Source organism: Streptomyces sp. NPDC101118 (assembly GCF_044759445.1).
Lineage (GTDB): Bacteria > Actinomycetota > Actinomycetes > Streptomycetales > Streptomycetaceae > Streptomyces.
Genome location: NZ_JBIVZG010000025.1, coordinates 117,143 through 130,694 on the forward strand (window position 1 = coordinate 117,143; position 13,552 = coordinate 130,694).

The 13,552-nt window shown below is 72.2% G+C and carries 13 protein-coding genes; 8 read left to right on the forward strand and 5 right to left on the reverse strand.

Annotated elements, in window-relative coordinates; all coding sequences use genetic code 11:
* Positions 1-195: 195 nt before the first annotated feature.
* From ACIQUQ_RS30960 to ACIQUQ_RS30970, 3 genes are all read right to left on the reverse strand, one after another.
* On the reverse strand, positions 196-1,203 hold the full coding sequence (locus ACIQUQ_RS30960; protein WP_403982547.1) for an NlpC/P60 family protein: 1,008 nt from the start codon (positions 1,201-1,203) through the stop codon (positions 196-198).
* Positions 1,204-1,375: 172 nt separating this feature from the next.
* Positions 1,376-2,164, reverse strand: coding sequence for a thioesterase family protein (locus tag ACIQUQ_RS30965; RefSeq protein ID WP_403982550.1), 789 nt, complete (start codon positions 2,162-2,164; stop codon positions 1,376-1,378).
* A gap of 72 nt (positions 2,165-2,236) precedes the next feature.
* On the reverse strand, positions 2,237-2,845 hold the full coding sequence (locus ACIQUQ_RS30970) for a LysE family transporter (protein WP_403982552.1): 609 nt from the start codon (positions 2,843-2,845) through the stop codon (positions 2,237-2,239).
* 60 nt (positions 2,846-2,905) lie between these two features.
* On the opposite strand from ACIQUQ_RS30970, the gene ACIQUQ_RS30975 reads away from it, so the two are divergent.
* Complete coding sequence (locus ACIQUQ_RS30975; protein ID WP_403982554.1) at positions 2,906-3,430, forward strand: GNAT family N-acetyltransferase; 525 nt, start codon at positions 2,906-2,908, stop codon at positions 3,428-3,430.
* 47 nt (positions 3,431-3,477) lie between these two features.
* Positions 3,478-4,296: a pentapeptide repeat-containing protein gene (locus ACIQUQ_RS30980; protein WP_403982556.1), complete on the forward strand. Its 819-nt coding sequence runs from the start codon at positions 3,478-3,480 to the stop codon at positions 4,294-4,296.
* Between the two features lie 94 nt (positions 4,297-4,390).
* On the opposite strand, the gene ACIQUQ_RS30985 is transcribed toward ACIQUQ_RS30980, so the two are convergent.
* Positions 4,391-4,609 (reverse strand): hypothetical protein, encoded by a 219-nt coding sequence (locus ACIQUQ_RS30985; protein WP_403982559.1) that lies wholly within the window; start codon positions 4,607-4,609, stop codon positions 4,391-4,393.
* 1,015 nt (positions 4,610-5,624) lie between these two features.
* Between ACIQUQ_RS30985 and ACIQUQ_RS30990 the strand changes: the two genes are divergently transcribed.
* The 6 genes from ACIQUQ_RS30990 (at position 5,625) to ACIQUQ_RS31015 (ending at position 12,886) form a co-directional block, all read left to right on the forward strand.
* A complete protein-coding gene (locus ACIQUQ_RS30990; RefSeq protein ID WP_399938919.1) occupies positions 5,625-5,933 on the forward strand; it encodes a hypothetical protein in 309 nt (102 codons plus the stop codon).
* Between the two features lie 181 nt (positions 5,934-6,114).
* A complete protein-coding gene (locus ACIQUQ_RS30995) occupies positions 6,115-6,951 on the forward strand; it encodes a hypothetical protein (RefSeq protein ID WP_403982562.1) in 837 nt (278 codons plus the stop codon).
* Positions 6,941-8,308 (forward strand): hypothetical protein, encoded by a 1,368-nt coding sequence (locus tag ACIQUQ_RS31000; protein ID WP_403982564.1) that lies wholly within the window; start codon positions 6,941-6,943, stop codon positions 8,306-8,308. Before ACIQUQ_RS30995 ends, ACIQUQ_RS31000 begins: the two co-directional genes overlap by 11 nt.
* Positions 8,305-9,867, forward strand: coding sequence for an SCO6880 family protein (locus tag ACIQUQ_RS31005; protein ID WP_403982567.1), 1,563 nt, complete (start codon positions 8,305-8,307; stop codon positions 9,865-9,867). The genes ACIQUQ_RS31000 and ACIQUQ_RS31005 overlap by 4 nt, the downstream gene beginning before the upstream one ends.
* Positions 9,868-9,885: 18 nt before the next feature.
* A complete protein-coding gene (locus ACIQUQ_RS31010; protein WP_403982569.1) occupies positions 9,886-11,307 on the forward strand; it encodes an ATP-binding protein in 1,422 nt (473 codons plus the stop codon).
* Between the two features lies 1 nt (position 11,308).
* On the forward strand, positions 11,309-12,886 hold the full coding sequence (locus ACIQUQ_RS31015; RefSeq protein WP_403982572.1) for a type VI secretion protein: 1,578 nt from the start codon (positions 11,309-11,311) through the stop codon (positions 12,884-12,886).
* Here the strand turns inward: ACIQUQ_RS31015 and ACIQUQ_RS31020 are convergent.
* Positions 12,873-13,442 carry a GNAT family N-acetyltransferase gene (locus tag ACIQUQ_RS31020; protein WP_403982575.1) on the reverse strand — a complete coding sequence of 190 codons (570 nt, stop codon included), beginning with the start codon at positions 13,440-13,442 and terminating at the stop codon, positions 12,873-12,875. The two genes, ACIQUQ_RS31015 and ACIQUQ_RS31020, sit on opposite strands and share 14 nt — an antisense overlap.
* Positions 13,443-13,552 lie beyond the last annotated feature (110 nt).

Sequence of the window (13,552 nt, forward strand, 5' to 3'; positions counted from 1 at the left end):
TACGGCCCCTTGCCCTTGCGTCGTCCCCTGCGGGCGCACGCCGTTGTGCGCCCCTTCGCCCCCGCGTTCAGCCCCCGATGACCATGGAACGCCCGTTCTGGCGCGTACGTTCCACTCTCCACCGAATGATCACCCCAACGTTATCGAAAGGTGACTCATCGTCGCAGCTCAGGGCCTTCGCTTAACGGAGCGTCGCTAGACCTGAGGCCGGGTCGGCAGGGCTTCCGCACCGTCCTCGGTGACACGGGTGGCACCGAAGTAGTCCGGAGTGTCGATCTTGTCGAAGCGGATCACCGCTCCGGTGAAGGGGGCGTTGATCATATAGCCGCCGCCGACGTACAGACCGACGTGCCGGATAGCCCGTGAGTCCGTCAGATCGTCGGAGAAGAACACCAGATCGCCGGGGAGCAGCTCCTCGCGCGAGGGGTGCGGCCCGGCGTTGTACTGGTCGTTCGCCACGCGCGGCAGCTCGATCCCCACGGTCCGGTACGCGGCCTGCGTGAGCCCGGAGCAGTCGAACCGCCCTCGGTGCTCGGGCGTGCCCTCGCCGCCCCACAGGTACGGCGTCCCGAGCTTGCGCTGCGCGAAGTCGATGGCCGTCGCGGCCTGCCGGGACGGCGCGACGCGGCCCACGGGCGCGGCGAAGCTCTGCTGGAGCGTGGTGATGACCTTCACGTAGTTCTGCGTCTCGCGGTACGGGGGCACGCCGCCGTACTTGATGACCGCGTATGCGCCCGCGTTGTAGGCGGCGAGCATGTTGGCGGTCGGGTTGCCGGGCACCTTCCTGACGTACCGGGCGAGTTCGCAGTCGTACGTGGCCGCCGAGGGGATCGCGTCGGCCGGGTCCCAGACGTCGCGGTCGCCGTCCCCGTCCCCGTCGATGCCGTGGCCCGCCCACGTGCCGGGCATGAACTGGCCGATGCCCTGGGCCCCTACGGGGCTGCGGGCCTGCGGGTTCCAGCCGCTCTCCTGGTAGAGCTGAGCGGCCAGCAGGGCGGGGTTGAGCGCCTCGCAGAGGTTCCCCCACTTCTGCACGAGCGACTGGTACCGCGCCGGGACCGCGCCCTTGGCCAGCCCCACGGCCCGTCCGCCGCCGCTGCCGACCAGTCCGGCGGCAGCAGAGTACGTCCCTATGACGAGCAGCCCGAGGAAGCTCAGGCACAGCCCGATGCCGACACCGCCCGCGACCCAGAATCTGCGCACCCGTCAACCCTCCCCCAGACCCACCGGGTTCAGTGGGCTTTTGCGTGTGCCCTTATGACTATTCCACCCGGAAGCCCGGCCACGCGACGCCCCCGCACGGCCCCCGGAAGCACACACCCCCGCAACCGGGCGCACGGAACGGGCCCCGGGGCGCACGCCGGAGAAGCCCCGGCTACCTGGGCGTGACGAACAGACTCTGCACGCCGCGCCCGATGGGCCCCTTCTCGTCGTGCAGCACCGAGTCGGCGACTCCGATCCCGGCCGCGTCGACGCTCGTACGCGCCTCCACGCACACCCACTCGCCGACGGGGTGCCGGTGCAGGTGCACCGTCAGATCGGGGTTGACGAACACGAACTTCCCGAAGTCCAGCACGTTGCTCACCCCGTTGCCGGAGTCGGCGGCGACCAGCACCCGGTCCAGCGGCCGCGGTGCGTCACCGGCCACCAGCGGCACCCGCATCCGCATCCAGCAGGTCCCGGGACCGGTCTCGGTGAACGCGCCCTCGGCGAACCGCGTCTCCATCGCGGTGTGGTACCCCACGTCCCACGGCACGGGGAAGAACGGCGTCTCCCCCAGCTCCCCCGGCGGCGGCACCCGCGGCCCCGGCACCACGGCCGGCACCGGCTCCGCCGCGGCCCTGATCCGCAGCGCCCGCGCCAGCATCACCGGCGCGTCCGCACCCTCGGGCACCAGCGCCGCCTGCACGATCTCCGTACCGCGCCCGGCCCGCAGCACCTCGGTGGTCACCCGCAGCGCGCCGATCGGCACCGGCCGCAGGATCTCGTACGTCACCCGGGCCAGCCGCATGTCCTCCCGCGCCCCGGGCCGCTCCTCGACGGCCCGCCCCAGCAACGCCGCCGGCGGCCCCGCATGCTGCGCCCCGGCATCCCACGGCCCGCGCGTGAACTCGCTCGCCACGTAGTGCCCCTGGCCGACCCGCTCGTAGAACGCCTCACCCATCCCAGCAGGCTACCCACGAGTAGCCCCACCCACCAGGCCCCACCGCCGGCAGCAGCCGCACCGCCCCCGGCGTCAGCGGGCGACCGCCAGGGTCGCGCCCAGGCCCACCAGGACCGAGCCGATGGCGCGGTTGAGGGCCTTCTGGGCGCGGAGCATGCGGTTGCGGAGGGCCGGGGTGGAGAAGAAGAGGGCCACCGCCGAGAACCAGGCCACGTGCGCCAGCGACATGAAGAGGCCGTACGCGGACTGCTGCCACAGCGGCGTGTCCGGGCCGACGACCTGCGTGAAGGTGGAGACGACGAAGAGGGTGGTCTTGGGGTTCAGGACGTTGGTCAGGAAGCCACCGCGCAGCGCGCCGAGCGGCGTCAGGCCGGGCCCGGCGGCCAGGTCGACGGCGAGGTCGGCGCGGGCGCGGAAGGTGCGGACGCCGATGTAGACGAGGTACGCGGCACCCGCGAGCTTGATCGCCGTGAAGAGGGCGGTCGAGGAGGCGATCAGCAGGCCCACGCCCAGCATCGTGTACGTGACGTGCACCAGGACGCCCGCGCCGACGCCGGCGGCCGCGAAGAGGCCGGTGGGGCGCCCGTACAGATAGCTGTTGCGCACCACCATCGCGAAGTCGGCGCCCGGGCTGATGACGGCGAGCACGGTGATGACGGCCACGGCGATCAGTTCTGTCATGCTCCCGATCCTTCCCCGAAGCCCCGCTGCCGATCAACGGAGATACGGATACTGGGAGTTGTGATCACACTCAGGGAGTTCGAGCCGGCCCGGGACGGCGCGGCACTCAGGGAATGGGTCGGCGGTTCGCGGGCCGGGCTCGTGACCTGGGCCGGCACCACCTTCGACTGGCCGCTGGACGACGCCCAGCTCGCCGGGTACGCCGCCGACGCCCGGCTGCGGAAGTTCGCCGCCACGGAGACCGCGACCGGCGCGACGGTGGGACACTTCTCGCTCGGCGTACCGCCCGGCGGCGGCGAGACCCGGCTCGGCCGGGTGATGATCGCTCCGGAAGCACGCGGCCGGGGACTGGCCCGGGCCATGCTGACCGAGCTCGTCCGGTACGCCTTCGAGGACCTGCGCGTCCCCTCCCTCACCCTCGGCGTCTACACGCACAACACCCGCGCCCGCCACCTCTACGAGAGCCTCGGCTTCCGCACCCACCGGGTGCTGGCCGACTGCGTGGAGGTCGACGGCACCCCCTGGACCGCACTGGAGATGCGGCTCACCGCTCCGGGCCCGACGGCACCCGCGCCCGCCGGATGACGATGAGGGGACAATGAGGGGTCCCGCACCGCACCCAGGAGCCCACCGTGCCCCACCCGACCGCCCCCGCCGACCTCCAGGCGGACTGCGCCAGCTGCTTCGGGCTCTGCTGCGTGGCCCTGCCCTTCGCCGCCTCCGCGGACTTCGCCCGGAACAAGCCGGCGGGCACGCCCTGCACCAACCTGCGGGACGACTTCCGGTGCGGCATCCACACCCGGCTGCGGGACGAGGGCTGGCGCGGCTGCACCGTCTTCGACTGCTTCGGCGCCGGTCAGAAGGTCTCCCAGGTCACCTTCGGCGGCCGGGACTGGCGCGCCCACCCCGGCACCTCGCGCGAGATGTTCGAGGTCTTCCCGGTCATGCGGCAGCTCCACGAACTGCTCTGGTACGTGACCGAGGCCCTCACCCTCCCCGCCGCCCGCCCCGCGCACGGCGGTCTGCGCGGCGCCCAGGAGAAGGTCGAGGCCCTGACCCGCGCGGACGCGGCGACGCTGGCCGCCCTGGACGTGGGCGCGCTGCGCCAGGAGGTCAACGTCCTGCTGCTGGAGACCAGCGAACTCGTACGCGCCGGGGCACCCGGCCGCAAGAAGCGGAACCACCGCGGCACCGACCTCATGGGCGCCCGGCTGGCCGGGGCCGACCTGCGCGGCGCCAACCTCCGCGGCGCCTACCTGATCGCCGCCGACCTGAAGGGGGCGGACCTGCGCGGCGCGGACCTGATCGGCGCCGACCTGCGGGACACCGACCTCTCGGGCGCGGACCTCACCGGCTGCATCTTCCTGACCCAGGCACAGCTCAACGCCGCCCGCGGCGACACCACCACCCGCATCCCGGCCGCCCTGACGCGGCCGGGACACTGGGCCTAGCCGCCGGACCCGCCGGGGCACGGGCTCGCCGCGGAACGCCACGGCGCCGCCGACCGGCTCGTGCTCCGGTCGGCGGCGCCGTTCTGTGGAGGCCCTACGGGAGCGGCGCCGAGACGTCGTCCCATTCCTCGTTGCACACGACCGGGACCGGCCCGTTGATGGCACAGTGCGTCCGCCACACGACCCCGGCGGTCGTGATCGCGTAGACGTACACGTCGTTGTCGTGCTGGTTGACCGAGACGTCACAGACGTTCGTCGGGTAGCCCTGGTTGTTGGACAGGTTGAGCCACGTGATGTCGCCCAGCTGACCCATCACCAGACCCCGGCGGCCGAGGTACGTACGGCCCTGCTCGTTGAGGGCGACGGTGAACTCCTGCGAGGCCTGCTCCCTCTCCGAGTCGACCGCAACGCACGGACCGGCCGGTCCGGGAGGCCCGGACGGTCCGGGAGGTCCGGAAGGCCCAGGAGGCCCGGACGGCCCGGGGCCACCGGGAGAACCGGAGGGTCCGGGCGGGCCGGAGGGTCCAGGCGGGCCGGGAGGTCCGGGCGGGCCCGGGCATCCCTTGGTGCCGGTCGGCAGCGCCTGCCCGACCAGTCCGGGCGCCTCGCCGGCCGATCGCGGCCGCGGCCACTTCGGGCAGTCGTCCCCGCCCCCGCCACCCGCCTTCGTGACCTGGGCGGCCGTGCCGGTGCTGTTGTCCGCGAACACCGGGCTGCTGAAGCCCGCCAGGCCCAGCGCGATCGGCAGTACGAGACCACCGACGAGCGCAGCCTTGCGTCTAGTCCTGGAATCAGGACCCATACGTCTGCTCCTTCGTCGTACCGAACCTCGGACGCTCCGGCCGGAAGCAGGTGGAGCATCCCCCGAAACACGGCCCGGCGATGGAACGAAAGCCGGAATGTCGCACGTATGTCAGCGCTTTGGCCGTACGGGACCCCCGTCGCCTGCGCCGAACGGGACCACCGAACCGGTGCAAACCCCCGTACAACGGAATCCACCACCCCGTGGACACGTGCGAGCCCGAACGGCTCCCCCACACGGGCGACACCCTTGGCCCAGCCGCCGGTCATTGCCCGGCGTCACCCCCCGTGATACACAGAGTGACCATACGGGCTTTCGCATACAAACGGTCCGGGCCCCCGCCCGGAGCGGCTCCGCGCGAGGTCAGAGCGCCGGGAGCGGACGTGAGCGGACCGCCGTGCCGAGAGATCGGGCAAAGATAGCCGCCAAGTCGACATACGGCGGCGGTTTCATCAGGGAAGATAGTGAGTGACCCCTGCCGGAGGGCACGGGCTGACGGAACTACCCAACAGGGGCGGTGAGTTACATGATCCTGGCAGCCGAAAAGGGCGACATCACCACCATCATCGGCGGAATCGCCCCGAACTGGGGCCCGTTCGGGAGCCTCGGCAACGAAGCGAAGGTCATGATCGAGGTGGTCATGGCCGTCGCGATCCTCCTCTGCCTCGCCATCGCCATCTGGGGCGCGGCCAAACAGCGGATCGGCGCGACCGCCCTGCGCGACACCTTCAGCGCGGAACAGGGCAAGGGACTCATCGTCGCCGGACTGACCGGGGTGTTCATCATCGGATCCCTCGGCACCCTCTTCACCATCGTGTACGGGATGGCCGTCTAGCCCCCGCAGGACGCCACCCGCCCGCACGCCGGCCCCGCCGCCCCCGTCCCCGACCCCTCTGCACGTCCACCGCCCACCGGCTGAGGTTGCGTTTCCTGATGACGACTCACCACTCCGCGCCCATGCGGGAACCGGCACAGCTACCGTCGTACCACGACACTGCTGAGGGGGCGGGCGCGGCATGAGCCACGACGAGGGGTACGGCTACGACGACGGCGAACGGGTCGGCGGTACGGGCCAGACCCGCACCCGCCTCCCGGACGCCCCCGGCGGCGACCCCTACGGCGGCGCCCGCCGCCCCGCCCGCGCCTCCCGGGGACTGGTGACGGTCGTCGGCGTCGTGGTGCTGCTCATCGCCGCGATCGCGTTCGCGAACCAGGGCGGCGGCGAGGAGGAGGCGGGCAACGGCGACGCCAAGTCCCCCACCACCAGCGCCACCGCCCCCACGGGCACCCGCCCCGTCGCGGGCCGGCACAACGGCGTGCCGGCGGGCTTCGGGCACACGGAGCAGGGGGCGGGGTCGGCCGCCGCCAACTACGCCGTCGTGCTGAACTCCGACGCCATGTACGACGCGCGCCGCCGCCGGCAGATCGTGGCCGCCGTCGGCAACGAAGCATCCCTGACGCGACTTCAGGCCGCCTACGACAGTGCGTACTCGGCGGAGCTGTTCAAGAAGATCGGCCTCACCGACAACGGAACCGCGCCCCCCGACACCACCTTCGTCAGCCGCACGTCGCCCGTGGGCACGAAGGTCCTGAGCTACGCGGACGCCGCCGCCGAAGTCGACGTCTGGTGCCACGAGCTGTTCGGGCTCACCGGCGAGAAGTCGACCAAGCCCGTCACCAGCTCCTGGTACACCCTCACGGTCAAGCTCACCTGGAACGGCTCGGACTGGAAGGTCCTCGGCACCACCCAGCGGACCGGCCCCACACCGGTCACCGGTGACAACCCCGTCTCCAGCTCCGACGACATCGCCGGGGCGGTCAACGAATTCGGAGGGTTCACCTATGCCCGGTAGCCCCCGGCGGCCCCTGCGCCACGCCGTCACCGCCAGCGCCGCAGTCGCGGCCGCACAGACCGCGCTCGTGCTGTTCGCGGCCCGTGCCACGGCCGCGCCCACGCCCACACCGACGCCCACCAACGGCACCGCCTCGCCGTCTCCCTCCGGCAGCAGCGACCCCTGCGCACTGCTTCACGGCGGCGCCCTCAACGCCTGCCGCGGCCAGGCACCCGACGGCTCCGCCAACCCCCCGAACTACCGCTCCCCCGGCGACCCCGGCTCCTCCCTCGACCCCCTGTCCTCCCTCGCCAAGGGCTGCGCCGACGCCGGCGCCTGGATCGTCGGGAAGCTCAGCGAAGCGGTCAAGGGCACGGCCAACGTCGACTTCACCAACGCCGCCTTCCTCCGCCAGTACGCCGTCGTCTTCGCCGCCTCCACGGTGCTGACGCTCGTCCTCTGGCTGCTCGCCGTCGCCAAGCGCGCCATCCGCGGCGTCCCCCTGACCACCGCCCTCTCCGAGGCCATCGGCTTCCTCTGGCTGACCGTCCTCGCCTCCGCCTTCACCCCCCTGATCCTCTACACCGTCGTCTCCGCCACCGACGGCGTCACCGAGGTCATCGCCACCGGCACCGGCAGCCAGACCGACGTGTTCTTCGGCTCCTTCGCCGAAGCCCTCAAGAAGGGCGAGGACATCGGCGGCGGACCGATCATGCTGATCGTCGTCGCGCTCGTCACCGTGCTCGCCGCCGGCGTGCTCTGGCTCGAGCTGGTCATCAGGGCCGCCCTGCTCTACGTCGGCGCCCTCCTGGGAACCGCGGTGTACGCCGGACTCGTCGACCGCAACATGTGGGGGCACGTCAGGCGCTGGGCCGGGATCATGATCGCGGTGATCCTCGTGAAGCCCGTCATCGTCATCGTCCTCGGCCTCGCCGGGGCCCTCGCGGGCGACGACGGGCCGGACGCGTTCTCCGCCGTCGTCTCAGGACTCGCCATCATCCTCCTGGCGATCTTCGCCTCCGCGATGATCTACCGTTTCGTACCCGGCTTCGGTGACGAGATCGCCTCCGCCCGTACGAACCGCAAGCAGGCCACCGACGGCGCCCAGGCGGCCGCCGTCATCAGCTCCCCGGCCTCGCTCGTCTCGCAGGGCATCAAGACCCACAGCAGCCGCGGCGCCCAGCGCGCCGGCGGCGGCGAGCCCAGGCCCGCCAACCCGCTCGCGGGCGGAGTGGCGGCCCACAGCAGCCGGGGCTCCTCCGGCGGGACCGGGGTCGGCGGCGGAACTGTCCCCTCCGCCGCACCCCCGCCCCGCGGCTCCGGAGTGAGCACGCCGCACACCAGCAGGTCCACAGGCACAGGAGGTGACGGGCGTTGACGACCCAGTCCCATCAGATCCACCCGGTCGCGCCCCGCCGTACGTACCTCATCGGCCGGGCCCGGCCGAACGCGGTCATCGGCAAGAACCGCGAGACCGGCGAGATCGCGCTGATCATCTTCGGCGCGTTCCTCGGGATGATGAGCGGACTGCTCGTCCCCCACCTGATGCTGCGGATCATCAGCCTGGCCGGCTTCCCCATGCTGGCGCTGATGGCGGTGTACGTCCCCTACAAGCACCGCACCTTCTACAAGTGGTTCGAGATCAACCGCAGTTACAAGCGGACCCTGCGCCGGGGCACCACCTACCGCTCCGGCGCCATGGAAGCCGGCACCCGCGCCGCCGACGGCCGCGAGGTCGAGGTCGGACCGCCCCCGGGCATCGGCCGCATCAGCTGGCTCGCCGCCCCCTTCGGGCCGGACGAGATCGCCGTACTCCTCCACGCGGACCGCCGTACCGTCACCGCCGCCATCGAGATCGAAGGCCCCGGCGTCGGCCTGCGCGACAGCGAGGACCAGGAGGCCCTCGTCGACCGCTTCGGCACCCTCCTCAAGCACGTGGCCAACGGCGACGGCTTCGTCACCCGCCTCCAGATGCTCGCCCGCACCCTGCCGGCGGACCCCGACGCACACGCCAAGGACGTCGCCCAGCGCGGCGACCAGCAGGCCCCCGGCTGGCTCAGGGACTCGTACGACCAGCTCCAGTCGATGGTCTCCACCTCCAGCGAGCAGCACCGCGCCTACCTCGTGGCCTGCATGCACTACACCCGCGAGCTGGCCGCCGAGGCCCACGCCATGGCGCGCGCCGCCGCCCCCCAGAAGGGCCGCCGGCTCGACAAGGACGCCGGCCTCGCCGTCGTCATGGCCCGCGAGCTGACCGACATCTGCGCCCGCCTCGCCGAGGCCGACATCCGCGTCCGCCAGCCCCTCGGCCAGGGCCGCCTCGCCTCCCTCGTGCACTCCATGTACGACCCGGACCACCCCATCGACCACATCCAGGCCATGACCAAGCGCAACGCATGGCCGGCCGAACTGGACGCCGTCGAGCCCACCTACCTCCAGGCCAAGACCCGCGAGTCCCAGACCCGCGCCCCCTGGTGCCACGCCACCGCCTGGGTGAAGGAGTGGCCGATGACCCCCGTCGGCGTCAACTTCCTCGCCCCGCTGCTGGTCCACACCCCCGACGTCATCCGCACCGTCGCCGTCACCATGGACCTCGAACCCACCGAGATCGCCATCGAGCGGATGCTCACGGAGAAGACCAACGACGAGGCCGAGGCCTCCCGCGCCGCCAAGATGAACCGCACCGTCGACCCCCGGGACATCGCCGCCCACGGACGGCTCGACCAGAGGGGTGAAGATCTCGCAAGCGGTGCGGCGGGGGTCAACCTCGTCGGGTACATCACCGTGTCATCGCGTTCACCGGAAGCCCTCGCCCGCGACAAGCGGACCATAAGGGCCTCGGCGGGCAAGTCGTACCTGAAGCTCGAATGGTGCGACCGCGAGCACCACCGCGCCTTCGTCAACACCCTGCCGTTCGCCACCGGCATCCGACGCTAGCTGGAGGGCAGACCCGCCATGCGAGATCCGCTGTCCGCGCTGACGGACGCCTTCACCAGCTTCCTCTTCGGGAAGGTCGAGACCACCCGGCTGCCCGTCCGCACCTCCACCGGCCAGGCCCAGGCCGTGTACCTCCCCACCGCGGCCCCCGGCCTCGGCGACTCCGGCGTGATCATCGGCCGGGAGGTCTACAGCGGCAAGGGCTACATCTACGACCCCTTCCAGCTGTACGGCCAGCAGCTCCCGGCACCCCACTGGCTCGTCCTCGGCGAGTCCGGCAACGGCAAGTCCGCGCTGGAGAAGACGTACGTCCTGCGCCAGCTGCGCTTCCGCGACCGCCAGGTCGTGGTCCTCGACGCCCAGGGCGAGGACGGCGTCGGCGAGTGGAACCTCATCGCTCAGCAGCTGGGGATAACTCCCATCCGCCTCGACCCGGTCGCCGCCGCCGACGGCGGGATCCGGCTCAACCCCCTCGACCCGGCCATCACCACCACCGGGCAGCTCGCGCTGCTGCGCACCATCATCGAGGTCGCGATGGGGCACGGCCTCGACGAGCGGGCCGGCTTCGCGCTCAAGGTCGCGCACGCCTACGTCAACGAGACGATCCTGGACCGCCAGCCCGTCCTCACCGACATCGTCGAGCAGCTCCGCCACCCCGAGGCGGAATCGGCGGAGGCGATGAACGTCGACATAGACGACGTACGCGCCTGGGGCCTGGACGTGGCGCTGGTGCTGGACCGCCTCGTCGACGGCGACCTGCGCGGCATGTTCGACGGTCCGACCACGGTCGGGATCGACCTCGACGCGCCCCTGATCGTCTTCGACCTGTCCCACATCGACCGCAACTCCATCGCCATGCCCATCCTCATGGCGATCGTCGGCGTCTGGCTGGAACACACCTGGATCCGCCCAGACCGGAAGAAACGCATCTTCCTGGTCGAAGAGGCCTGGCACATCATCAACTCGCCCTTCGTCGCACAGCTGTTCCAGCGGCTGCTGAAGTTCGGGCGCCGCCTCGGCCTGTCCTTCGTCGCCGTCGTCCACCACCTGTCCGACGTCGTGGACGGCGCCGCCGCCCGCGAGGCCGCGGCCATCCTCAAGATGGCCTCCACACGGACCATCTACGCCCAGAAGGCGGACGAGGCACGCGCCACCGGACGCGTCCTCGGACTGCCCCGATGGGCGGTCGAGATCATCCCCACCCTCACCCCGGGCATCGCCGTGTGGGACGTCAACGGCAACGTACAGGTCGTCAAACACCTGATCACCGAGGCCGAACGCCCCCTCGTCTACACCGACCGGGCCATGACCGAGTCCTCGGCGCCCGCCGGACACACGCTCCCCGCCGACCTGCTGGCGGCCGAACTGGAGGCGGAGGAACGCGCCATGCTGATCGAGCAGGGGCTGCACGGCGATTCCGCGGAATCCACGGTGGCGTGAGATGCCGAGGGACGCAGCACGGGGGCACACCGGCGGGGGGACGCGCGGAGGGCAGGAGCAGCCCCGGGGCGTCCCCGACGCCCTGCTGGTGGGCCTCCTGGCCTTCCTGCTCGGACTGACCGTCCTGGTCTGGACGGCCACCGGCCTCGCCGCGCTCTTCGCACGCGGCGCCTGGCCGGACGCCGTCACGTTCTCCCGTACGCCCGTCGCCCTGCGGCACCTGGTGGCCCAGCCGCACGACCTGGCCGGCGCCTGGCCGGACACGCCGCCCGCCGCACTCTCCGGCTGGGGCCTCTTCTGGGGCATCCTCATCAGCCAACTGCTGGTGCTGTTCGTGCTGGTGGTCTTCGCCATGGGTGTCCTGGCCCGCCACAAGGCCCGCCGTGCCCTGGGCCGTACGTCGCCGCCGGAGGCGTACGAGCCCCCGCCCGCAGAGCCGTACGAGCCCCGGCACCCGACGCAGACCAAGAGCCCCGCCCCGCCGGTACGCACCCCCGTCCCGGCGCCCGAAGCCCCGGCGGCACCCGCCGCGCAGGAACCCGCGCCCGAGCCCGTACCCGCCCCGCGCCCCGCGGAGGCCCCCGCGGCTGCCCCCACCAGACCCGCGTGGGGCGACGAGGACGACGCCAAGGGCCCCCGGATCCAGTACGCCGGCCCCGAGGACCGCTACCGCGCCGCGGTCCGCCGCATCGCGGAGGCGGAAGGCGCCACCCTCGTCGTGACGTCCTCGCCCGCCCTCTGGGCCGCGACGAAGGACGCCCGGGCCAAGCTCGGCCCCGTCCTCCTGTACGACCCGACGCACCAGTGCGACACCCCGGCCCGGCTCCACTGGCACCCCGGCACCGGCTGCGCCGACCGGGACACCGCGGCCGCCCGGGCGGTCGCCCTGCTGGCCCCCGTACGCCCCCAGGCCCGCATCGACGCGGCCGTGGCCGACACCGCCGAAACGCTCCTGCGCAGCTGGCTGCACGCCGCCGCCCTCGACGACCGGCCCTTCAAGCAGCTGCACCGCTGGGCCCTGGGCGCCGGCACGCAGGAGCCCGTACGCATCCTCCGCACCCACCCCAAGGCCGCCCCCGGCACTGCGGGCGAGCTGGAGAACGCCCTCACCGCGCACCCGGAGCGCCGGGAGATCGCCCGCGAGCTCACCGCACGGGCCCTGTCCGCGATGTCGTCCGTGCACATCAGGGACGCCTGCACCCCGAACCGAACCGATGCGCTGGCCCTGGCATCTTTCCCCGCCGAAGGGGGCACGCTCTACGTGGTGGGTGAGCCCATCGAGGATCCCCGGACCTCTCCCGGAGCGATGCCCCTGCTCACCGCACTCGCGTCAAGCGTGGTCGAGCACGGCCGCCGCATGGCCGCACGGTCATCCGACGGTCGGCTCGACCCACCAATGACCCTGGTGCTGGACGACGTCGCGGCCGTGGCACCCGTGCCGCAGCTGCCCGCACTCCTCTCCCCCGGCGTGGGAGACCCCTCGCTGCCCCTGCTGGCGCTGCTGCGCAGCCGCGAGCAGGCGCGGGCCCGCTGGCCGGGGGCGGAGCTGCCCGAACTGCCGAGCGTCACGCGCGGCTGAGCGCGTACTCGACCTCACGGGCCCCGGTGGTGCCGGGCACGGGCACGGTCTTGCCGGTGGCCGCGAAGCCGAAGCGCCGGTAGAAGGCGGCCGCCCTGGCGTTCTCCTCGTGCACGAAGAGGCGTACGCGCTCCAGCTCGGGCTCCGGCAGGGACCAGGCCCACTCGACGGCCGCGGAGAACAGGGCCTCGATCAGCCCCGTACCGCGGTGCTCGGGCCGCACGTAGACGCCGACCAGGTGCGCCTGGTCCTGCTCGATCGGGTCCTCGAGCACGCTGTCGCTGCCGGCCCGCTCGACGAGCACGCTGACGCTCCCGCCCCAGACGCCGGCGGCGTCCTCGGCGACGAACTGGCGGACCACGTTGCCCGAGGCGGCGCCCTCGGTGCGTTCCTGCCAGAAGGCGTCGGGCCGCGCGGAGGCGGCTTCGTGGGTGTCGAGGAACGCGATGTGGGCGACCGGGTCGGCGAGGGAGGCCAGGCGGATCTCCTTGACCTTCTCCCACTCGTCGGCGCGGACGGGACGTATGACGTGCTGCTGGGCTTCCTTCTGGATCATGCTGTGGATCCTACGCAAACGCAGAAAAGCCCCGCACCTTGATTCTTTCGAATCAAGGTGCGGGGCTTTCCCACAATGATTGTTCGGCGGCGTCCTACTCTCCCACAGGG

Bases quoted from the DNA above. Each gene is read 5' to 3' on its own strand.
- ACIQUQ_RS30985 (WP_403982559.1), bottom strand. From the start codon at position 4,609: ATGGGTCAGCTGGGCGACATCACGTGGCTCAACCTGTCCAACAACCAG.
- ACIQUQ_RS31015 (WP_403982572.1), top strand. From the start codon at position 11,309: ATGCCGAGGGACGCAGCACGGGGGCACACCGGCGGGGGGACGCGCGGA.
- ACIQUQ_RS30990 (WP_399938919.1), top strand. From the start codon at position 5,625: ATGATCCTGGCAGCCGAAAAGGGCGACATCACCACCATCATCGGCGGA.
- ACIQUQ_RS31020 (WP_403982575.1), bottom strand. From the start codon at position 13,442: ATGATCCAGAAGGAAGCCCAGCAGCACGTCATACGTCCCGTCCGCGCC.
- ACIQUQ_RS31000 (WP_403982564.1), top strand. From the start codon at position 6,941: ATGCCCGGTAGCCCCCGGCGGCCCCTGCGCCACGCCGTCACCGCCAGC.
- ACIQUQ_RS31010 (WP_403982569.1), top strand. From the start codon at position 9,886: ATGCGAGATCCGCTGTCCGCGCTGACGGACGCCTTCACCAGCTTCCTC.
- ACIQUQ_RS30995 (WP_403982562.1), top strand. From the start codon at position 6,115: ATGAGCCACGACGAGGGGTACGGCTACGACGACGGCGAACGGGTCGGC.
- ACIQUQ_RS30970 (WP_403982552.1), bottom strand. From the start codon at position 2,845: ATGACAGAACTGATCGCCGTGGCCGTCATCACCGTGCTCGCCGTCATC.
- ACIQUQ_RS30965 (WP_403982550.1), bottom strand. From the start codon at position 2,164: ATGGGTGAGGCGTTCTACGAGCGGGTCGGCCAGGGGCACTACGTGGCG.